Source organism: Devosia marina (genome assembly GCF_009758415.1).
GTDB classification, from domain to species: Bacteria; Pseudomonadota; Alphaproteobacteria; order Rhizobiales; family Devosiaceae; genus Devosia; species Devosia marina.
Genome location: NZ_WQRF01000001.1, coordinates 1,126,878 through 1,146,325 on the forward strand (window position 1 = coordinate 1,126,878; position 19,448 = coordinate 1,146,325).

The 19,448-nt window shown below is 57.4% G+C and carries 22 protein-coding genes and 2 tRNA genes; 9 read left to right on the plus strand and 15 right to left on the minus strand.

What is annotated here, in order from left to right:
* Positions 1–6 precede the first annotated feature (6 nt).
* The gene (locus GO014_RS05380) at positions 7–1,299 is read right to left on the minus strand and encodes an ABC transporter substrate-binding protein (RefSeq protein ID WP_157289378.1); all 1,293 of its coding nucleotides are present in this window, start codon (positions 1,297–1,299) and stop codon (positions 7–9) included.
* A 144-nt stretch (positions 1,300–1,443) separates the two neighbouring features.
* On the opposite strand from GO014_RS05380, the gene GO014_RS05385 reads away from it, so the two are divergent.
* Positions 1,444–2,130, plus strand: a complete 687-nt coding sequence (locus GO014_RS05385; protein WP_157289379.1) for a DUF2848 domain-containing protein — start codon at positions 1,444–1,446, stop codon at positions 2,128–2,130.
* A gap of 29 nt (positions 2,131–2,159) precedes the next feature.
* Positions 2,160–2,816 carry a GntR family transcriptional regulator gene (locus GO014_RS05390; RefSeq protein ID WP_157289380.1) on the plus strand — a complete coding sequence of 219 codons (657 nt, stop codon included), beginning with the start codon at positions 2,160–2,162 and terminating at the stop codon, positions 2,814–2,816.
* Positions 2,817–2,822: 6 nt separating this feature from the next.
* Here GO014_RS05390 and GO014_RS05395 read toward each other — a convergent pair whose 3' ends face one another.
* The 7 genes from GO014_RS05395 to GO014_RS05425 all read right to left on the minus strand — a co-directional run bounded on the left by GO014_RS05395 (position 2,823) and on the right by GO014_RS05425 (position 10,933).
* Positions 2,823–4,163 (minus strand): amidase, encoded by a 1,341-nt coding sequence (locus tag GO014_RS05395; protein WP_157289381.1) that lies wholly within the window; start codon positions 4,161–4,163, stop codon positions 2,823–2,825.
* Between the two features lie 5 nt (positions 4,164–4,168).
* Positions 4,169–4,552, minus strand: coding sequence for a cupin domain-containing protein (locus tag GO014_RS05400; RefSeq protein ID WP_157289382.1), 384 nt, complete (start codon positions 4,550–4,552; stop codon positions 4,169–4,171).
* A gap of 9 nt (positions 4,553–4,561) precedes the next feature.
* Positions 4,562–6,049: a 4-hydroxyphenylacetate 3-hydroxylase family protein gene (locus GO014_RS05405; RefSeq protein WP_157289383.1), complete on the minus strand. Its 1,488-nt coding sequence runs from the start codon at positions 6,047–6,049 to the stop codon at positions 4,562–4,564.
* A gap of 20 nt (positions 6,050–6,069) precedes the next feature.
* The gene (locus tag GO014_RS05410; protein ID WP_157289384.1) at positions 6,070–6,603 is read right to left on the minus strand and encodes a flavin reductase family protein; all 534 of its coding nucleotides are present in this window, start codon (positions 6,601–6,603) and stop codon (positions 6,070–6,072) included.
* A complete protein-coding gene (locus GO014_RS05415) occupies positions 6,600–7,142 on the minus strand; it encodes a MarR family winged helix-turn-helix transcriptional regulator (protein WP_157289385.1) in 543 nt (180 codons plus the stop codon). Before GO014_RS05415 ends, GO014_RS05410 begins: the two co-directional genes overlap by 4 nt.
* Before the next feature lie 517 nt (positions 7,143–7,659).
* Complete coding sequence (gene mobF / locus GO014_RS05420) at positions 7,660–10,659, minus strand: MobF family relaxase (protein WP_179952921.1); 3,000 nt, start codon at positions 10,657–10,659, stop codon at positions 7,660–7,662.
* Positions 10,660–10,663: 4 nt separating this feature from the next.
* The gene (locus GO014_RS05425; RefSeq protein WP_157289387.1) at positions 10,664–10,933 is read right to left on the minus strand and encodes a ribbon-helix-helix protein, CopG family; all 270 of its coding nucleotides are present in this window, start codon (positions 10,931–10,933) and stop codon (positions 10,664–10,666) included.
* A gap of 163 nt (positions 10,934–11,096) precedes the next feature.
* Here GO014_RS05425 and GO014_RS05430 point away from each other — a divergent pair, with 163 nt between their 5' ends.
* Positions 11,097–11,627 (plus strand): hypothetical protein, encoded by a 531-nt coding sequence (locus GO014_RS05430; protein ID WP_157289388.1) that lies wholly within the window; start codon positions 11,097–11,099, stop codon positions 11,625–11,627.
* 5 nt (positions 11,628–11,632) lie between these two features.
* Here the strand turns inward: GO014_RS05430 and GO014_RS05435 are convergent, their stop codons facing one another.
* Genes GO014_RS05435 through GO014_RS05445 form a run of 3 tightly spaced genes read right to left on the minus strand, consistent with a single transcriptional unit; the run spans position 11,633 to position 13,335 of the window.
* Positions 11,633–12,400, minus strand: coding sequence for a hypothetical protein (locus GO014_RS05435; protein ID WP_157289389.1), 768 nt, complete (start codon positions 12,398–12,400; stop codon positions 11,633–11,635).
* A gap of 1 nt (position 12,401) precedes the next feature.
* Positions 12,402–13,181 carry a hypothetical protein gene (locus tag GO014_RS05440; protein WP_157289390.1) on the minus strand — a complete coding sequence of 260 codons (780 nt, stop codon included), beginning with the start codon at positions 13,179–13,181 and terminating at the stop codon, positions 12,402–12,404.
* Positions 13,174–13,335: a hypothetical protein gene (locus GO014_RS05445; RefSeq protein ID WP_157289391.1), complete on the minus strand. Its 162-nt coding sequence runs from the start codon at positions 13,333–13,335 to the stop codon at positions 13,174–13,176. Before GO014_RS05445 ends, GO014_RS05440 begins: the two co-directional genes overlap by 8 nt.
* Before the next feature lie 92 nt (positions 13,336–13,427).
* On the opposite strand from GO014_RS05445, the gene GO014_RS05450 reads away from it, so the two are divergent.
* A complete protein-coding gene (locus tag GO014_RS05450) occupies positions 13,428–14,096 on the plus strand; it encodes a hypothetical protein (protein WP_157289392.1) in 669 nt (222 codons plus the stop codon).
* 162 nt (positions 14,097–14,258) lie between these two features.
* On the opposite strand, the gene GO014_RS05455 is transcribed toward GO014_RS05450, so the two are convergent.
* Positions 14,259–15,641: a DUF6538 domain-containing protein gene (locus GO014_RS05455; RefSeq protein WP_157289393.1), complete on the minus strand. Its 1,383-nt coding sequence runs from the start codon at positions 15,639–15,641 to the stop codon at positions 14,259–14,261.
* Between the two features lie 144 nt (positions 15,642–15,785).
* Positions 15,786–15,859 (minus strand) — tRNA-Gly (locus GO014_RS05460).
* Positions 15,860–16,058: 199 nt separating this feature from the next.
* Here GO014_RS05460 and GO014_RS05465 point away from each other — a divergent pair.
* The 4 genes from GO014_RS05465 to GO014_RS05475 all read left to right on the plus strand — a co-directional run bounded on the left by GO014_RS05465 (position 16,059) and on the right by GO014_RS05475 (position 18,194).
* A tRNA-Tyr gene (locus tag GO014_RS05465) sits at positions 16,059–16,143 on the plus strand.
* A gap of 525 nt (positions 16,144–16,668) precedes the next feature.
* Positions 16,669–16,800, plus strand: a complete 132-nt coding sequence (locus GO014_RS19350; protein WP_281351136.1) for a hypothetical protein — start codon at positions 16,669–16,671, stop codon at positions 16,798–16,800.
* A gap of 176 nt (positions 16,801–16,976) precedes the next feature.
* Positions 16,977–17,651 (plus strand): SOS response-associated peptidase, encoded by a 675-nt coding sequence (locus GO014_RS05470; protein WP_157289394.1) that lies wholly within the window; start codon positions 16,977–16,979, stop codon positions 17,649–17,651.
* A gap of 87 nt (positions 17,652–17,738) precedes the next feature.
* Entirely contained in the window at positions 17,739–18,194 is a 456-nt protein-coding gene (locus GO014_RS05475; RefSeq protein ID WP_157289395.1) for a PAS domain-containing protein, read from the plus strand.
* A gap of 282 nt (positions 18,195–18,476) precedes the next feature.
* Here the strand turns inward: GO014_RS05475 and GO014_RS05480 are convergent, their stop codons facing one another.
* The gene (locus tag GO014_RS05480; protein ID WP_157289396.1) at positions 18,477–18,713 is read right to left on the minus strand and encodes a hypothetical protein; all 237 of its coding nucleotides are present in this window, start codon (positions 18,711–18,713) and stop codon (positions 18,477–18,479) included.
* Complete coding sequence (locus GO014_RS19355; protein WP_281351137.1) at positions 18,714–18,845, minus strand: hypothetical protein; 132 nt, start codon at positions 18,843–18,845, stop codon at positions 18,714–18,716.
* A gap of 95 nt (positions 18,846–18,940) precedes the next feature.
* On the opposite strand from GO014_RS19355, the gene GO014_RS05485 reads away from it, so the two are divergent.
* A complete protein-coding gene (locus GO014_RS05485) occupies positions 18,941–19,420 on the plus strand; it encodes a hypothetical protein (RefSeq protein ID WP_157289397.1) in 480 nt (159 codons plus the stop codon).
* The last annotated feature ends 28 nt before the right edge of the window (positions 19,421–19,448 follow it).

Here is a 19,448-nt window from a genome sequence, read left to right on the forward strand (position 1 = left end):
ACGCCGTTACTTATAGGAGCCAGGCTCGGGAAGCGTCTCGAGGAACTCTGGTGTGAGGGTCTCGATCCACGCAATCGGATCTTCTCCCAAAGGTGCCATCAGGGCTTCGCCGTCGTACCGCACCATATTGGTGATGACTGAGAAGTCGTAGGTGTCCGAAGGTCCAGTGACGCCAATCACCTGATCAACGTATCCGTCGTTATCCTCGCGCAGACGCGCAGTGCCTGTAAACGTCGCAGTTTCGATGCCCCCGAGGGCTGCGGCGATCTCATCGCGTGAAGGCCATTCGCCATCATTGGCCTCGATCGCGGCTTCATAGGCCGCTTTCATAACCATGAAGCTATTGGCCATTTTCATGGTGGGAAACACCGGATACTCGCCAAAGCGGGTCGCATATTCCTCAGCGAAGGCCACGGTATCCTCGTTGGCCTGGGCGTCGGGTGTGAGCCAATATCCGTCACCGAGCATGCCGACGATCACACCGTCTGGCAGATCGATACGCTGGAGGATGGTCTCGCCGAGCGCCAGGACAGTCTGGCTTTGCGTGAGGAGGCCGCGCGGCTGGGCCTGACGGACGAAGTTTTCGAGATCTGCACCCCAGAGGTTGGAAAAGATGGCGTCCGGGCGAGCGGCCGATAGGCGAGATACTTCGGTCTGGTAGCTCGAAGCGCCAAGGCTCGGGAAGAGCTCAGCGACAATTTCGACATCGGGCTTAAAGGCGCGGAAGGCCGCCTTAACGATCTCGGCGGCGTCATGGCCAAATGCATAGTCAGGATTGATGATTGCGACTCGTTCGATGTCGGGATTGACCTGAAGCAGGTAAGCGACATAGGCCACAAATTCGGGAATGGTGTTCCCATTGGGCCGGAACGTGTAGTCGAGCTGTTGGTTCAAAAAGAGCTGGTGCGTATCGCAGTTCCAGCTGATCGTTGGCATTTGCATTTGCTCGGCAACGGGCGCCAACGCAAGACAGTTGCTCGAAGAAAGTGCTGCGATCATCACCTGATAACTGGTTTCACCAGCAAGACGGCGATATTCGGCAATGACCCCTTCGGCCCCTTGGGCTTCGTCAACGATCGTCGCTCTGAGGGGCACCCCATCAATGCCGCCGGCGGCGTTGATCAGGTCGACCATCAGCTCGGCTCCTTGGGCGCCGGGCTGGCCATAGGCTGCTGGAGCACCAGAGGTGAACGTAAAGACCCCCACGTCGATCTGCTCGGGTTTGTCCTGAGCCATGGCCTGGGTTGCGAGGACGAGAGACGCCATCAGCGTCCCAGCAGTGCGTACGATGTGTTTCATTCCCTGTCCTTCCTTTGCAAGCGGTCGACCTTTCCCTACGGTCAAATAAAACGCTTGTGAAATATCACATGATCATTACCATGCATTGCTGTCAAGCATCTTTGGTGATGCTGACCATTCGCTACAACCAAAGGAGGAGCCGAAATGGTGGCACTCAATATGACTGTGGACAGCCAAACGGGTGAGCGCGCAGTACGGTTTGATATCGACGCTCTTGTCATAGCTGGCTGGGCCGGTCGCAATCGCGAGGCAATGGAACATCATATTGCCGAGCTGGAGGCGCTCGGCATCGCGCGGCCCAAAGCAACACCAACGTTCTACAGGGTTTCGCCCTCCCGATTGAACAGTGATCCTGTCGTCCAGGCGACCGGTGAGAATTCGAGCGGCGAGGCCGAGCTGGTTTTGATTGCTGCTGATGGAGACCTTTTCGTCGGTCTTGGTTCCGATCATACCGATCGCAAAGTCGAAGCCTATGGAGTGACGGTCTCGAAACAGATGTGCGACAAGCCAGTGGCGGACCGTGTATGGCCGTTTAGCGAAGTCGCTGACCACTGGGACTCATTGATATTGCGCAGCTATGTGATCGAGGATGGCGAACGCGTGCTCTATCAGGAGGGGAGTGTGGACGGGCTTCTTGATCCGCGCGATCTGATCAAACGATATACAGGCACCGACACGCTCGCTGATGGCACAGCAATGTTTTGCGGCACGCTGCCGGCAATTGGAGGCGTAAGGAGCTTTACAACCTTTGAGGCTGAGGTCGAGGATCCGAAACTGAGCCGGACGATCTCGTTCCGCTACGATACCGCGATCCTCGAAGATGTAGGGTAGGCCGTATAGATGGGCGCGGAGAACATTTGATGAAAACCGTTGGCAAAAGGGTTTCGCTCCGCGACACCGCTTATGATGAGATACGCAAGCTCATAGTGACGTGTGAACTGCGCCCCGGGCAGCCTTTGACAGTCACGGACCTGGCTGAGGCTCTCAACATTGGGAGAACGCCGGTGATTCAGGCGATCGACCGGTTGGCTGTCGATGGACTCGTCGACGTTATGCCCCGCAAGGGGATCGTGGTCAGTCCCGTCAGTCTCGATGATTTCATGGAGGTTGTCGAGATGCGTATGGTCAATGAGACGGCCGCCGTCCGTTGGGCGGCCGAAAGGGCAAGTCGCGCCGAGATTGCCATGATGGAGGCCAATCTTGCAGCCATCTGGCAGGCGGCCAAGGACCGCAATATCGAAGAGTTCATTTCGCTCGACCGCGATTTCCATCGCTTGATCACGCAATCGGCCAGCAACCGTATCCTAGGAGATGTGCTCTCTAGTCTCCATGACAAGGCGTTGCGGTTCTGGTTCATCTCGCTCAAGGCACCCGATCACAATATTCGGGTTTGCGAGCAACATGCGGCAGTCATTGAAGGCATAAAGTCGGGCAATCTCGACGTTGCGGAAAAAGCGATGCGCGAACACATCGCTTCTTTCCAGATGAACGCAACGAGCCAGATCATGCGCGCCTGATCGAGTTTAGCCCCTCAATATCGCTTCGGCAGAGTGCGCGACACCCAGCAACGATCTGTCGCCGCCGTGGGACCCCATTAGATTCATGCCAACCGGCATGCCGCCACCGACCGGAATCGGGATCGAGATAGCGCAGCGATCGAGAAAATTGGCCACTGTCGGATTGCGAAGAGCCAAGAGGTTCGCGCGTCCATAGGCTTGTTCATCCTCCAGTTCTGTAAGCGTCGGAGCGACGAAAGGCGTCGTGGGGAATATTACGGCGTCATAGGGCGCGGTCGCACTGTTTGCCGCTTTGATCATCTCTTGGCGAATGTTCAAAAGGCGCTCATATTCGCCCGGTTCCTGTTGCAAGGCTTTCTCGATACGCACGCTGACCCGCGGGTCGTATAGCTCGGCCGACGAGGCGAGCAGCTCCTGGTGGACCATCAGAGCCTCGTGAGCAACGATGCCGCCGCGCGCGTTGAGTTCGGGCAGTCGGTCAAGGTCCTCGAGCCTGATTTCTTCAATCGTCACCCCGGCGTCTGCCAAGCGGTCTATTGCCACCGAGAATGCGTGAGACACTGCCGCTTCAACGTCATCGGTTACGTAATTGACCAGAACTGCCAATTTCAGCTTTGACGGCTTGACCTGATCGGGGGCAGCTGGGTGATCGCCGGCCATGATCGCGTCAAGCAGCGCGCAGCATTCCACGCTGGCACCAATCGGGCCAATGCTGTCGAGGGATTTCGAGAGGGGATAGGCCCCATCCAGGGGGACGCGCGACGCCGTCGGTTTAAAACCAGTCAGGCCACACAAGGCGGCGGGTATGCGACAAGAGCCGCCCGTGTCGGTGCCGATGGCGGCGGCAGCCATATTTCGGGCGACCGAGACGGCTGCGCCCGATGACGAGCCGCCGGGGATGCGTGGTGTCGTGGGATCGGCCGGGTTGGCGGGCGTTCCATAATGGGGATTGATGCCAAGACCGGAATAGGCGAACTCGGTCATGTTGGTGTGCCCGAGGATGATCAGCCCGGCCGCCCGCAGCCGCTTGACGATTTCTGCGTCTTGTCGGGCCGGTGCGGCACTTTTTAGAACGGTCGAACCGGCTGTCGTCACCAATCCTTCGACGTCAAACAATGCCTTTATTGAAATTGGGATGCCGGCGAGAGGTGAAGGGGACTTCCCTTCGGCTCGAAGATCATCGACGCGCTGGGCATCGGCCAGTGCGCGGTCTCGGTCGAGAGCGAGAAATACTGGCGCATTAGGGTCGTCGGAGTTCTCGATGGTTTCCAGATACTGCGTGACCAGGGAGAGACTCGTTGCCTCTCCCTTTTCGAGTTTGCGTGCGAGTTCCGAGAGCGTCACCATTTTGGTTAGTTTTCGTCGTAGTAATGGATTTCGAGCAAGACACACCCTTGCTCCGACTTGAAGGGGCCGTGATAGGCTCCCGGGGGGCGACACGCATAGGTGTTGGGTGAGAAGCTCTCACCACCTTTCCCGTTCTCGTCGTTCCCCACCGTGAGATCACCTGAAACCAAATAGACTTCCTCCCAGTAGTCGTGGACGAATGGTTTGGTGGTGAACACACCGGGTGCAAACCGCAAGAGGCGCGTGCGGTTGCCAGACTTTGCGTCTTCATCGAGAGCGCCCGCGAGAATTTTCTGTTCGATTCCCTCAGGATAGCCGGCAGGGACGTGCCAACCTTCTGTGCCCATGTCGACGGGGAAAAATTCAAGATGCTGCTTGTTGATAGCCATTTTGGTTCCTTACGCCGCTGATGATTTGGTTGTCTTGAGCTCGTCCTCGAGCGAATAGCTGTCGAGCATGCGATCGACCAACTGGGTGCAGCTGTCCCAGTCAAACGAGCGGAAGCTGTGCCCCTTGGTAACAAAATTGGCGCCCGCATAAAACATTTCGTACTGGCTATGACGGGAAGCAAACTCCGAGCCCACGGCGTCCCATGCAAGCTTGAAGAATTTCACGCGGCCTTCGGACGATGACGTCGGCGATTGCTGGGTTTTGCCAATGAGCTCGTGCAATTCTGGATTGGCAAAATCCTCGACGGATGAGGGCAACATGATCAGACCGCCGCCCGCCAGTTCGCGCAGAGTCGTGATGACCTGCCCGTAGAGCTCTTGGGTGAGAACCTGAGCTGAATAGAGCGTGTGCGTGTCGGGGATGAAATAGCCGTTCCGCGATTGTCCCTTGATCTCCATTGCATGAACGAGAGAATCCACGAGATTGTTCTGGGCGGCCAGCTTTCCCAGCGTCTCCTTGACTGGAGGAAAATTGATGATGCCGTTGGTATCGGCTATTTTGCGGGCGATCCCGACCAAGAACCGCATTTTGACCATGAGGCGGATCTGGGCCTGGTAGTTTTGGTAGACGTGAGCCGGGGTGGCCATAAATTGTTTCATGCACATCGCCGTGTCCTGGTTTACAAAGACCCGGTCCCAGGGAACCTTGACGTCATCAAAATATAGGACAGCGTCATTTTCGTCGAACCGGCTGGCGAGCGGGTAGTCATAGACGCTGGTTGCAGCTTGTTCGTACGAGCGGCGCGAAAGGATCTTTAGACCCTTTGCATTCATGGGAATAGCAAAGGAAACGGCGTACGGCTCTTCGCCCTCACGCAAGGGCTGAATGCAGGTCACAAAGACCTCATTGGCCATGATTCCGCCCGTCGCGAGCATCTTTGCCCCACGAATGGTCAAACCTTCGGCATCCTGATCAACTACCCCGGCAGTAAGGAACGGATCCTGCTGCTCATTGGCGGCCTTGGAACGGTCAGCCTGGGGATTAATAATCACGTAGGTGAGGTAGAGCTCATTGTCCCGCGCGTAGCGATAATATTCGGCCAGGGCCTTGGCGCGGTTGCTGTCGTAGGATTCGAAGACGTCGATTCCCATATACATGCCCGAAATACACGATGCGACGTGGTCCGGGGCTCGACCCAGAAAGCCACCATGAATTTCGGTCCATGCCACCAGCGCTTTTCGGCGCTCGACCAACTCCCCGTATGACCTGGGCAGCTGCCAAATCCGGTTGGCTCTCAAGTCACTGTTTTCACCGACCTGATAGGTCATCAGGTCCAAATTTTCGGGGCGCGACTGGAAATCATAAAGCTTGCCCGTCGACTGGACGGTTCTGCGAAAGGCGGGATGGACGCTAACATCGCCCGCATGTTCGCCGTTAATATAGACGGAACGACCGTCATTAAGTGATGCAATGTGTTGAGCGCCGGTCTTAACCATGGCGACGTCCTCCTTTGGGGTCAGTAGTGAATTGCGAGCGGCCAAGGGGCCACGTCTTGGGTTTGTTCTAGCTTTGCGTAGCGTCCCTTGGAGAAAACCAGGGGGCGTCGGTCGGGGGTTGAGCGCATCTCGATCACTTCCACGATGAAGAGGATGTGATCTCCGCCATCATGGGTTGCCCACGGACGACACTCAAAGACGGCGGCGACGCCGGCCAGAACGGGGGCCTCGGCAAACCCTCTGTGAAAATGGGTGCCCTCCCATTTGTTAGAGCCGGCACGGGCAAATCGGTTGGAAATTGCCTGTTGGTTGTCGGAAAGGATGTTGATCGCAAATCCCTTGGCCTGCTCCCAATGGGGGAGGCTTAAGGCGCGTTTATCCACGCTGAACAAGACAAGCGGGGGGTCGAGCGAGAGGGAATTGAACGAACTCATCGTCATCCCGCAATCTTCGCCGTCACCGCGGCAAGTTACGACACAGACGCCCGTTGGGAATTGGCCCAGCGCCTGACGCATTTCGCGGGGATCAATGCTTGTGGATGCCGAAGCGCTCATTGATCGCTCCTTTCCGTGCCCACAAGGTAGTCCGAGAGCAGGACTGCCTTTTCCGCGCTCGCCCGCAGAGAGGCTGCCAGTTGCCGCACGAGGGCGTAGTTGGCGGCATTCACCGGTTCAAACAGCAGGTCGTTGACTTCCTGCTGTACGGGCGCCAGCTGAGACAGAAGAGCAGTGCCTTTGTCCGAGACACGCATATGAACACGGCGCTGGTCGTCGGGATTGGGAGTCTTGGTCACAAGTCCCAATTTTACGAGCTTGGTCGTTTCACTGGTTACGAATGGCGGGGAAAACGCGAGGTGATCGGCGAGAGCTCGCACGCCAACCCCGCGTTCCGACTGTAGCTGCCTGATGCTGATGAGCAGAGTGTACTGGACCCCCGAAAGGCCGACAAACGCTCCAAATCGGGAGCGGATTTGCTCGAGCCGGGCCGAAAAGGCCAGCAGGTTGTGCACCATCTCGCGGAACGCATCATCCTTGCCAGCAATCAAAAGGTCCTCCCGTCCCACCGTGGGTTCGAATTGAATGTCCTGTTCCATCTTCGCCTCCCATGGGTAGTGTGGGAACATAATTAAGTTAGTGAAGTATTTTGTCAAGAATGCGTGTGAAATTTCACGCAAATGACGAAATGGGCGGCTCAATGGCCGCCCCAAACACGTTCGGGTATGTCGCCTATTCCGTGCCGAAGGCTTGGCACTAGGCTTGCTCGATGCAGTCATGCACTGATCTTGTATCCGGATGCGCCGAGCACCATCCCACTGCCCGGCACATTGTACAGATTGCCTAGTCTGACGGCATTGCGGAATTTCTGGCCGCGCACTCAGCGAATGCGAGGCCGTCGTTCGCGGCTATGGCGAGGGGCCCTAGGTGTTCCCCAAGCCGTGACGACTCACGTCCATCATTATTTCAGGATTGGGGCGCCGGATACCATCAAAGACGACTCGCGCGGGGTCGGATCCTGAATGGCCGCTTGTCCAGCATTCTCGCTAGCACCGGACTGTCAGCATTCGGCCCCGAAGTTGCCACAGAGCCTGATCGCGCTGGGACAAGACGGCCTTAATCAGGAGAGGTGTCGAGGCCGCTTCTTTCGTCATTGTTGTGCCAACTGCTGTCACCAGCCTCTCCACTGCCCACTGAAATTTCGCCCCCGTTGACAAACTCCGACTTGTGATGAGGAGTGATTGTCTCCCGGCGGCCCAAGCCGAAGCCTCCATTCGTAAATGGGTTTTTCCAGAACTTCGAAATCGCCAACCGCAAGGCGTTCAGAACCCCGTTCGACCGCACATATCGGGTAATTTGCTCAAAACCGCTGGGCGCAACTTCGCCAAGAATAGCAAGCATATCGCTTTTGGCGGCAGTGTAGTGAGTATCAGCCGCACCCTGTGGCGCCGGCTTGGCCTCAACGAGCAAATCGAGCGCGTTCCTTTTCGCAGTTGGGCGCCGACATTCCTGGTAGAACCGCTTCTTCTTCTCCTCCAGAAGCTCAATTGCACGCGCGTCCTTCTCCAATCTGCCACCACCAAATTTGGCGATCGGGGACGATGGTACGCCCCTGACCCGCACATTTATCCGGTCCACATCCACGAACAGTCGAGCAGAATGACGGTGGCGCGTCATAGCAACGTAGATGTGCTCGGCCGACATCGCATGGGTTGCCGCCACATAGGCGCGGTCCAATGTCAGGCCCTGGCCAAAATATGTTGTGCCCGCATAGGCGAGCGCGATGGCCGGCACCTGCGGGGCCCCCTCCTCCCGAAAACCCACCAGCTCATCAACGCGTGTGCGAACCCTGGATCCATCCGGCTCAAATCGCAGGACCAGAGAGGGCGATGGTCCTCCGACGACCTGCTCAACGATGGCCGTGTCCGCATTCTGGATCAACCGTTGAGGGTGATCGATCTTCTCTTTGAAGACGATGCGGTCCCCGAGGCCCAGTGCCAAAGGTCGCAACATCTGTTTGTTTTCACCTCGATTTCGCTTGCCCGACGTTTCGCTCAATACCTCAAGAACGAGTGCATCTGCGCCAACAAGACCAGCGGCCTGAAGGCGATTGCGGATCAGCTCGTTGAGCCTGTGCACGACGGCATTGCGACCGGCGAAGGCTTGGCAGGTGGGCAAGTGCCCTGCCCCAGCTTTGGCAACATCGACCAGACGATCCTTGATGAACTGATCAGCCAGGGCCACGAGGGTTGCATCCGCGCCGGCCATCCAGCTGATCCTGCCACCAACATCGTAAGCGCGGAGCGCCAGATGCGCACGACCGCGGGCAAAGCCCATTGACGCGGCGCGGTTCCACCCAGTCTTTTGTCGACGAATTTGCTCAATACGGCATGTGCCGATTGTTCGAGTGAGCAAGGACAATGGACTACCGGGCCCGACGGGCGTCAATTGCCTCGTGTCGCCAGACAGGACAAGTTTGCAGCGGCCCTGTGCAGCGGCCTCCATGAGTCGATGCATTTGAGGTGTATCGACCATACCGGCCTCGTCGCACAGCAACACCGTATCGGCCGTAAGGACGACTTTACCGCGTTCAAAATCGTTCAAGAAACCAGTGAGGGCCCGGACCCGTGTTTGGGGCGCGTTGGTGTCTTCACCCAGTACGTGCGCGGCGCGCCACGAAGGCCCCAACGCCCAAACGTCGAGGCCGGCGTTGCGCGAGGCTTCAGCAACAGCACCCAAGGTAAAGGATTTGCCAGACCCGGCGGTGCCTTCGACGATTGAGACCTGATCCAGGTTGAGCGCGTGTCGAGCGGCGTCGATCTGCTCTTGCGACATCGTTGACCGTTTCCCGATAACCGCCTCGATGACTTCTCTGGGTACAAATTCGCGGCAGCCAACCCCCGCTTTGGCGAGAGAAACGATAGCGCGTTCAGCATCGATCATTTGGGGCGTTGAATAATAGGTTTCCTCCGGCAGGCTCGCATCCGTGAGTTTGACAAGGACTTTTTCTTGGACGAGACGATCAGCAATGTGCTCGATCTCAGAGGCGCTGGCGAAGCACTGCAATGCCATCCCGACGATCTTAAAAACGGACGCTCGAGACAGCGTCGCATCATGTTCCACCGCGGCCTGGATAGCCATCTTAGCCAACGACCAGGTGTCGGGCGCTACCGGAGGGTCTTTTGACTCCGTTTGCGCGACCAGATCGCCAGCATTTATCCCCATCTCAACCAGCTGCTCTTGCCAAACCCGGCCCAGCTCAGCGAGCGGCAGGCCGCTTTTGGCCTTTCGCGTTTTGAGCGCAGCGACCTGGGCAGCTGCACGGTTTTGACCCGTCGTGAATCCCTTGTCACCAACGTATTCTTCAATGGCATTACGCCGCTTGCTAAAGTTGCGCAGGACTTCGGTCGGGACGCCCGTTATTTCGAAGGCGTGTTCAGTTGGTTCCAGGTCGTAGCCCAGCGCTCGCAAATTGGAAGACAGTTCGGCCGTGTAGATGGCGCCAATGGCAAGCTGCCACTGGTACAGCGTTTTCGTATCGAATGTACCGACAGACCCGTCCTTGCGTAGGACGGTGTTCGGCACCACGACATGTGTATGCAGTTGCGGGTCGTCATCGCGGCTGGAAAAATGGGTAAATAGCGCACACACGAAGCCCAGCACGGCCTCGCGTAACGTGCCTGCCTTTCCTCGCCTCGACTGGATTAGCCCTGTGTCGCTCACGAATTCAAGCGTTCGCGTCGTGGCCTTCAAATGCGCGTCCAACACTTTCAGCTTTGTCGCCAAATCGGCAAAGGCGAACAGCAACGAAACGGATTTTGGGGGTGCAAACTGCAGATCGTAGCCCACCTTGCGGGCCCGAAAGCTGTCCTGAACGCTGCCAGCACTACCAAGGTGCCCGTTCGCCAAGGCCGTCAACAGTTCGGGATCAACCGTTGCATTTGCCGAGACTGGCGCAAAGACGCTTCGGCCTTCGTCGGACAATTTATAGGGGAGCCACCAGGTTGCTGGGATTTCGTCAGCAGACGTCGTGCCGCCGAAATAGTAGCCCAACCGGTCGCTCTCGTCGCCATTAATGTAGTAGTCGATCGCGCTGATCGGTTGCAGTGTGAACAATCGTCTAGCCCTCGTCGATAGACGCGAGCTGCTGGTCGAGCAGCAATACGATGGTTGACCCGATGGCATCGATTTTACCGGAAATTTCGGCCAGCCCCTTGGCGCTGGATGCTGCAATATCGCGAAGGGCGCTGTTCGACTCGTCGCTGAACGCGAGATGTCGAACTGCGCGATCAACGATTACGCTGCGGCTCTCACCACTGACCCTGGACATTGCATCTACGAGGTCAAGAAGGTCCGGATCGAGCTGAATGCGCGGTGTTGTCTTAGCCATGACAACCTCCTGCTGGCGGAAAATACACAAGGTTTACGAGAGAGTTAGGGGCGGCCATGGCCGCGCCGGAGGCACCAAAGGTGCGTGATGTGTGAAAGAACAAAGCTGATACGTTCAGCGATATGGCCAGCGTACAAACAGAGGATGTTCTGGATACGGTTTGTTGACCACCCTGCCCCGCGTCTACGCCAAAAACCTTGCCCGAGGCCGGGGGCATCAGCGACATTGCGAGTGGGCACCAATGATGCTGGCCCAGCCAGAATTCGAACGCGGCCCAATGAGGAAGCAGGCGGTCAAGACGATGGTGAAGCGACAGTCCAGTGAACAGCAGAAGCGCATCGCCGCGACCCTGCGGAAGATGCAGCGCAGCGAACCTGCGGCCGACCTGAGCCTCTTCAAGACGGTTGAGGAGCATTTCGCTGACATTGAGAAGATGCGCAAGCGCGGCCACAAATGGGCCGGCATTGCCGCCGGGCTCCGCGCGATCGGAACAGACATCAGCGACACTACCCTTCGCATCTACTTCCGACGCGTTGCAAATTCGCAGTCGAACGGAAGCGCCAATGTTCCGCGCGAACCCATTGCCCAGGCTCGTGCGGCTCAGGCTGTGGATGCGGTGCCTAAGCCGCCGGTTGCGGGTCGCCCGGCAGGACCAAGCTGGTTGACAAGTGAACCCGACGAAGACGACCTGTAAAAACATTACTTGCGACCTCGCCAGATCACCCACCCGAAAGTCAGCCCGGCTCCGGCCAGCCCGCCAATGAGGGTGAAGAACGGGTAGGTTAGCCCGCCCAAAATCACTGATGGAGAGGTGAGAAGCTGATGCAATACCGGCGTTTCAGCGCGAACCGCGGGCGTCTCAATCCATTGCCAATATTGGCAACCGATGCCGCCATCCCTGGCCCGCTGCAACTCAGGCACAGTTCGGCAACTGCTCAGACTCTCAGGCGCTCGCGGGTTCTGCGCAATGTACTCTGACCAGACGAGCTGGCGCTCAGCGCCCAAGTCGTTCCAAAAGAGGTCGGCAGTGACGCTGCGCAGCTGCCCCTGCGACCAACCCAGGCTGAACACCATGATGCACAGCAGCATGATGACGGTGATGACACCGACCCACATCCTGCGCGAGCGCCGGCGCTCCAGGCGATCAAGCTTGGCGTCCACCAGCTTGCTGAGTTGTTGCGCGGCTTTCCCGGTTTCAACCGACATCTTCTGCGCTGTGGCAAGCGAGACTTTTTCGGCGACGACATTGGCTGCCTGGTGAATGTCCTTGGGCTGCTTGCGCAAGACGTCACGATGCAGCGCAGCCACATGAGAGATTGCGCCGACGACCGCGACATGAATTTGCGCGGGGTCGTCAGGACTGAGGCCGATTGCGCTACACACTCGGCGAAGATGCTGACGGTGCGGATCCGGCAGATCCAGCGCTTCGCACGTGCGATCGAGCAAGGATTCGGTGGGCCGGCGCATCCTAGTAGATCCAGTCTTCAATAAGCTTAAGCTGTTCTGCAAGTTCGCGCGTGAAGCGCAAAAGATGACCACTTTCGTCGATCGTCAGGCCGCCTTCCAGAAACCCGGCGGTGATCGGCAAATGCAGCGCATCGAGCTTGTCACGCACCTGGGGCTTCAGTGCCGGCAGGAAGATCTCCTTACCGCCGATATCTTGGAGCCTCTTGCGGGTCCTGCTGCCCTCCCAGCTCGCAAAACCGCCACCTTTGTCCTGAAATGCGCGATTCAGCACTGCAATGTGCCGGGCAGAGCTGCCAAACGCATCGAGATACTGCGCAACGCTGTGGGTAGTGGAGATCTCTTCGGTCAACAGGTGCAGCAGAGTCAGGCTGTATCCACACATGTCCATCACACGCAAGAGATTGGAGAAGTCAGAGAGACCCTCATCCTGAACCTTGAGAAGGTCATATGCGGAACCGCCCGGCAGATCATGAAAGATCGAAGGTGCCTTGGTCGCCATCGTGTTGACGAGCTCCTGGCGCTGAAGGTCATGGCGCAAGCTGTACCTGCCCGCGCCCACCAGCGGATCCTGCACATCAAGGAGGCGCCCGTTTTCGCGCGTACCCAGCGCGCGGTAGGTCGTCCCTACCCCGCTGTCTCCGTCATAGGCGGCAATCGGCCACCCCTCATGCCGCCCCCACTGAACGAAGCTGCGGACGACAAAGGACTTGCCGCAGCCGCCTTTCTGGCTGAGCGCAAAGATCATTTTACCGGCGATCCGCTCTTGGACTTTCTTACTCATTCTCGAACTCACTTCCTTGCTTGGTGCCGAAGAGGTCGGGATTGAGCAGTTCGCGCAGAAGTTCGTCTTCCGCCCTCGCTGCCTCCAGCTCTGCCTTGAGCCTGGCAACCAGCGGCAGCAGTCGACGAGCATCTGCCTCGCTCCCTTTCCGCATGGCTGCGGCCAGGCGTGCGAGATAGATCTCACACTGTTTGGCTGTTCTGATTCTGGCTGTGGGCGGGAGCATTACCGGGCCTTCGACAATTGATGGATCGAAAGCTTGAGGCAGCGCAACGAGGCAAACTAGCCCCCCAGGGGGGGGGCGTATTCGGTAACATTTTAAGGGTATCATTTAATCAGACAGAACAAGATGAAAAACTGAAAATGACAGTATTCCTACCAATATTCGCATATGTTCCAGCAATGCAGACGGGGCGAAAATGGGCGCAGTTTGAGTCGAAACGAGACAAATCGAATATTGAAAAGATCGTTCATGCCGTCAAAAGACTCGAAAAATCTTCCCTAAGTATAATACCTTTTTGTGGACCTGAATATCAGGACTACACCTCTGTGATTGGTATATATGATGGAATTAACATGATACTGGAGCACGATACCGGCTCAAAAGATGCACTTGTTGAATTGTTAGACCACTTGAAAGGCAGGAAATTCTGCATCCTTGTTCCAGATCGACGTTCATTTTTCGATGACATCACAAACCCCTCGCTACGAGTTGGTTGGGATTGGAGAGTAAAAGGAATACAAGGGCAAGTACTGAGCATCGAATGTGATAATTTCCCACTGTCGAAGGTGGGCAGGATGTCAGGAAAACCGCTGTATGACCACCTAACCAGCAACATCATGGAAAGTGCTACATATTTAAGGCATTGGTCTAATGGATCGAAAAGTCGAAATTCAAGCAAGAAAAATGAATAATTAGTCTACACTGTTTCTTGCGACCGCACCAAGTAATAAGTCTTCCAACATTCCGGAGTGCGAGCCTCTACGCTCTCGGCGCTGTGCCAGACGCAGTTGTGACCCTAGTACACCATGTGACGATCACATGGCTTAGACTGGCCGACCTCGCTGGCAGGAAGGTCAAATAATCCCTTCATCGAAAGCGAGCGCCATGTTGGCGAGGAGGCCGCGCTGCCAGGCGAGGCCTCCACCCGATCCATATTTGGGGCGAGAGACTGTGTGGCCGAAGATATCCATGCGCACCTCGTAATCGATTTTTGCAACCTTCATGCGGTCTTCAAAACTGTGACGCAATCCGTAGAGCGTGTGCTCTTGGGTCGGCAGAAGCCCATTCTCCCCCAGGAAGGAATTTATCGTTTGCGAAGCCGTACCAGTTTTGTCCATGTAGCGCGGAAAACCGGCGGGAAACGCCTTGAACACCTGGAGCGAGATGCCGACAAGAGGAACGGCCCGGATCGAGGCCGTACTTTTGACCTCGTGCGGCCCGTATTGCTTAACGTCGGAGTTTTTTCGGTCGCCAGCGCGTCGTGGACGAACAGCGATATGGGGCACCTCATGATCGAGGACAATAGCGCTTGGCGTGAGATTGCATATCTCGGAAGGGCGGCAACCCGTCTCTATCATCGCAAGCAACACACCTCTGGCCTCTGGATTGAGACCAGATAGCTTGCCGGCGCGCAAGAACCGGCTTTCGATCCAGTCTACCGGGAAAGAGGGACGGCGAACGTTGCCGTCTTCCGCAAAGCTGAGCCCTAGAAATGGGTTTAACCTTTCATTGTCGTTGTGCTCGAAGCTGAAGTACTCTCGGTACAGCTTTCGCAATTCACCGATTTCCCTGTTCCCACCGCTTGGATTCAAGGGCTCTGCATCGTCCTCGGGCACGATGCGTGCGAGCCAATAGCGATAGAACCGCACCGCATCGTCGCGCGTAATATCAGCAAGCGGCTTGTCGCCAACGACCTCTGCAAACCTTCGGATAGCGCGCGTCGGAATGTTCTTCCAAATGCGCAATTGGTTTGGGCTCTTGTTTGCTAAGCTCATTTTCCCCGGACCTTCCATGAAGATCCTAAGTGCATCGTCAAATCGGTGCGTCGGCTTTGAGACTGCCCCTAAGAGCGCCTGTTCGATCTCTCGCGGCGTCGACACCGGTAAAATCGCCTCAAAGCGGCTGGAAATATCATCCCAGCTAGCGGTGCGGCTCAGTTCCTCTACCGGCACATACCCAAATCCCATAGCTTTTACACGTTTCAGGGCGGCAGCGTACCGGCCACGTGACCGCTCAACATTCTCCCCTAGCATCATCGAGGCCCAAAGATCGTCATCGGCACTTGCAAGTAAGTCGCGCGCTTTTCTGGCCACGACTAGATCGCGAGTGCCCAATGCCTGTTCGATGACCGGAAATCGGCTATCTAGCCGTGCTAGTCTGGTAGGTACGCGCCGATAGTAAAGCCAGCTGTAGCCGCGGCGCTTTAGGTACCGGTCGAGCTCTTTCGGCTTAGGCATTCGCGCTTCCGATTCACACCGCTGTAGGGCACATTGTAGGGCAATTTGTAGGGCACTTTTCTGCCGATTGCGCACGATCATACCAAGGTCGCCGCAAAAATACCAGCAGAACCAGATGCGTAGTCGATTTGAATGTTGAGAAGATGGAGCGGGTAGCGGGAATCGAACCCGCGTATTCAGCTTGGAAGGCTGCTGCTCTACCATTGAGCTATACCCGCCCGAGGGCTATGCCACCGGCACCGATTAGCGCGAACCGGGGCTGGCTGGCAAGTCCATCACCGCCCCGCCATCCACAATTTACCTGCGGAGCCAAATTCTTGCGCATCTAGCACGCTAGGGTGTTGACACTAATGCGACAGCCAACCATAAACCGCCCCGACGACACGCAAGTGCTCGTCGCTTCCTACCCGGAAATGTGGAGGGGTGGGAGAGTGGTTAAATCCATCAGACTGTAAATCTGACGCCTCAGGCTACACTGGTTCGAATCCAGTCCCCTCCACCAACACCCCCCGCCAGATAGAGTAAAGCCCCGGTTTTCCGGGAAACGCGCCAATCGAGTGTTGCACAGTTTGTTGTACAGTTTCGGCCCATCGGCCGGGACGGTGGCAGCTTGAGCGCTTTGAGTTCGCGGCGGGTCAGGCTATCACCCTCGTTTTCGGCAGGCCGGTATGCTGGAAATGCTATGATCCGCCGCGCCATGGACCATTGCCGCTGCACGACCTGCGCGCGCGTTTCCTTTCATAATCCTGTCCGTGTCGATACGGGCTTCTGGAAAAGCCGCTTGCGTAATCCGGATCAATGAGGTCCTCGACGATCAGCAGGCTCTCCACATTCATGGTGCCTAGTCCTCCCTGGGAAGCTGCACCGCAATACTGGTCCCAACCGCGCCGGAGATGGCGAACGATCCGCGATACGCCAGCGTGCGCGACCGCATAATCCCCAGGCCATCGCCGGGAGGACCGGTGCGCTGACGGGCGGGAAATCACTGTCAGGGCGATGCTTCGAGACCTGCCCACCGGTTTGCCAATTGAGCACCGATGACGACGAGATCGCAGAAGATGCCATCATGGTCGGTATCGGAGGGACCAGCGCGAACATGCTCGGTGTCGGCCTCTCCTATGACCAGCCAATGGCACCATCTACCGGACCGCCAGAGTGACCGAGAAAGGCGTTTTCGATGCTGGTGGAGAAACCGGTTGGTCGACCGTAAGGACGCTCTTGCGCATGCGCACGACCTCCAGCAACGAATGGGCTATGAGCGTGTTGTCATGACGATGGCAGAAGTTGGCATCTGGCGCCCCGAATGGGGAAGCTGTTCAAGCGGGAGGGTTTCTGATGTGCGGACGCTTCACCAATGAGCTGACCTGGTCGCAGATTCACGCGCTCTACAACATCCATCAACGGCCCGCGACGAACCTACCCCCTCGCTTCAACATCGCGCCAACCCAGGACGTTGACTTCGTCCACCTGGACAAGGCCGGCAACATGCAGATGGACCAAGGCCGCTGGTGGCTGGTGCCGTTCTTCGCCAAAGAGCTGCCCAAGGCCGCGATGTTCAATGCCAGGATCGAGACCGTCGACACGTCTGGCGCCTTCCGGGAGGGCTTCAAATCCCGCCGCTGCCTGATTCCGGCAGACGGGTATTTCGAATGGACCAAGGCAGAGGACGGCGGCAAGGATCCTTGGCTTTTGCAGTTGCCCGATGGCGCCCCGTTCAGCTTCGCGGGCATTTGGGCGCACAATGACAACCTTGGGGTTTCAAGCTGCACGATCATCACTGCACCGGCCGTGCCGGAGATTTCAGCGATCCATGACCGGATGCCGATCATTCTTGCGCGCGATGCATATCGCACCTGGCTCAACACGGATATTCAGGGCAAAGAGGCAAAAGCTCTCCTGCTCGACGCCCAGATCGACAGCCAGCTCGAATTCTATCGCGTGAATCGCGCGGTCAATTCTAGCCGCTATGACGGCACTGATACCAAGAAACCCCTGATCAACTCGCTGTAGCCCCACCCCGCCACGCCCTGCCTACGCTATGCGATGTCTTAACCCAGTAGCGCTATGAAGGTGCATCTCTGAGGGTATCGCGACACCATGAAGCTGATCAAACACCCGCTTGTCGAACGCAAAATCCAGGACTCGAAGCTTGATCTTTCAGTTCAGGCTTTGACGCTTTCGGATGTTCGGACCCCAGATGCCCCTCTGGTTTACGTGAACCGCGGCTTCGAGAAAATGACGGGTTACCAGCGCGATGAGGTCATCGGACGAAACTGCCGCTTCCTGCAGGGCACTGACACCAGCCCCGCAGCCGTAGAGCAAATGCGCGCAGCCATCGCAAAAGGCGAATCCTTGCTCATCGACGTGCTCAATTACCATAGGAACGGCACCCCGTTCTGGAACCGACTTTCTCTTGAGCCGGTCGTAAACCCGGAAGGTGAAGTATCGCACTATATTGGCATCCAAAGCGACATCAGTCGGATGCGTTCATTGCAGGATCGCCTTCATGCGATCGCAATCGACCTGACGAAAGACGAAACACACCTGATCTAGTGAGCGGCAACCCTGAAGCGTCAGGCTCAGTGAAGTCCAGACCCCTCGCCCAATCGAAAGCCGAAATCGCAGAATCCGGCGCTAAGTCAGACCCAGGCGAGTCGCGTGCAGGGCTGCTTCGGCGCGTGAGGATACCCGCCCCACCGACCCCAAGCTGGAGCCAGAATTCAAAGGGGAGCGACCAGCCAGGCCTGGCCCCCAGCGCGGCAAGTTTAACCTCAGCTTTGCTGCCGTCTGCCAAGGTCACACCAAGAACGACCTCGCCAGCGCTGAGCACGCGATTCAGTGCAGACTGGCGCGCGCGGAAGGCATGCGGAAGGCATTGAGTTCGGTATAGGTATCAAGCGTGTCCGGCTCTTCGATCACATCGAGCGCCCCAAGGTCGAGCGGGTCTCCCAGGCCAGCGGCCGCCAGGGTATGGAGGCGAACACCAGATTGGAGCACCGTCGGCAGGTCATCCCGCTGGACGTTCCTCACCACAACTAGCCCATCATCCCCGGCGGACAGTGCAAGACCCATCTAGGCTTGGTTGGTAGCAAGCCATATCGCGCCCGAAGCAACAATCAGAAACACCGCAGCGACCACGATCAGCCGCGCCTGCGGCGACAGGCGCAACACAGCTGCCCCCTCACCGGACTGCCCCATGCCCATGCGCTCGCCCCCATATCCTTTGAACCGGGGATGCCACAAAATTGCACACTTGTATAGTTTTAGCTGCAATTTGTATCATGAACAGGAAATTGATCGTGTCGAATACTGGCTGGAGACGTCGCCGTGGGAGTTTCTCTCTCCTCACCCTGCTTGCGATAGTGCTGATCGCTGCTCTGACGACTGTGCTTTTCTTGCCCCGCATCGAGGCGACCGAATTTCCGCGCGAGAGCATCGCCGACATCCCCAATGGCGTGCCCGAACCATTTGCCGGGCTCTGGAGTGTCGGCTTTCCCGAGGGCGAAGGCATGATCAATGGAGCACCCATAGCCACCTGCGCGGCTCCCGTAGCCCTGAACAGCAGCGACAACGGAACGTTGACCTATCGCTCGCCGATAGGAGACGAAGTTGGGTTCGAGCTCTCGGCGTTCTCGGGCCGAACGACCTGGCTTCCGGCCATGGGGGAAAGTCTTGTCGCCGTATGGATCAGCACGGACGAGTTCTATCTCTACTCAGTCGACCTGACGACCGGGCGTGCCCGCTGGGACAACCCGCATGCCTATCGGCGTTGTGTTTGAAGGCGCAATAACAGGCAGTGCAATCGGT

Excerpts from the sequence above, each read along its gene's own strand:
- GO014_RS05380 (WP_157289378.1), bottom strand. The coding sequence starts at position 1,299 with ATGAAACACATCGTACGCACTGCTGGGACGCTGATGGCGTCTCTCGTC.
- GO014_RS05385 (WP_157289379.1), top strand. The coding sequence starts at position 1,444 with ATGGTGGCACTCAATATGACTGTGGACAGCCAAACGGGTGAGCGCGCA.
- GO014_RS05390 (WP_157289380.1), top strand. The coding sequence starts at position 2,160 with ATGAAAACCGTTGGCAAAAGGGTTTCGCTCCGCGACACCGCTTATGAT.
- GO014_RS05395 (WP_157289381.1), bottom strand. The coding sequence starts at position 4,163 with ATGGTGACGCTCTCGGAACTCGCACGCAAACTCGAAAAGGGAGAGGCA.
- GO014_RS05400 (WP_157289382.1), bottom strand. The coding sequence starts at position 4,552 with ATGGCTATCAACAAGCAGCATCTTGAATTTTTCCCCGTCGACATGGGC.
- GO014_RS05405 (WP_157289383.1), bottom strand. The coding sequence starts at position 6,049 with ATGGTTAAGACCGGCGCTCAACACATTGCATCACTTAATGACGGTCGT.
- GO014_RS05410 (WP_157289384.1), bottom strand. The coding sequence starts at position 6,603 with ATGAGCGCTTCGGCATCCACAAGCATTGATCCCCGCGAAATGCGTCAG.
- GO014_RS05415 (WP_157289385.1), bottom strand. The coding sequence starts at position 7,142 with ATGGAACAGGACATTCAATTCGAACCCACGGTGGGACGGGAGGACCTT.
- GO014_RS05425 (WP_157289387.1), bottom strand. The coding sequence starts at position 10,933 with ATGGCTAAGACAACACCGCGCATTCAGCTCGATCCGGACCTTCTTGAC.
- GO014_RS05435 (WP_157289389.1), bottom strand. The coding sequence starts at position 12,400 with ATGCGCCGGCCCACCGAATCCTTGCTCGATCGCACGTGCGAAGCGCTG.
- GO014_RS05440 (WP_157289390.1), bottom strand. The coding sequence starts at position 13,181 with ATGAGTAAGAAAGTCCAAGAGCGGATCGCCGGTAAAATGATCTTTGCG.
- GO014_RS05445 (WP_157289391.1), bottom strand. The coding sequence starts at position 13,335 with ATGCGGAAAGGGAGCGAGGCAGATGCTCGTCGACTGCTGCCGCTGGTT.
- GO014_RS05450 (WP_157289392.1), top strand. The coding sequence starts at position 13,428 with ATGGATCGAAAGCTTGAGGCAGCGCAACGAGGCAAACTAGCCCCCCAG.
- GO014_RS05455 (WP_157289393.1), bottom strand. The coding sequence starts at position 15,641 with ATGCCTAAGCCGAAAGAGCTCGACCGGTACCTAAAGCGCCGCGGCTAC.
- GO014_RS05470 (WP_157289394.1), top strand. The coding sequence starts at position 16,977 with ATGTGCGGACGCTTCACCAATGAGCTGACCTGGTCGCAGATTCACGCG.
- GO014_RS05475 (WP_157289395.1), top strand. The coding sequence starts at position 17,739 with ATGAAGCTGATCAAACACCCGCTTGTCGAACGCAAAATCCAGGACTCG.
- GO014_RS05480 (WP_157289396.1), bottom strand. The coding sequence starts at position 18,713 with ATGGGTCTTGCACTGTCCGCCGGGGATGATGGGCTAGTTGTGGTGAGG.
- GO014_RS19355 (WP_281351137.1), bottom strand. The coding sequence starts at position 18,845 with ATGGGCATGGGGCAGTCCGGTGAGGGGGCAGCTGTGTTGCGCCTGTCG.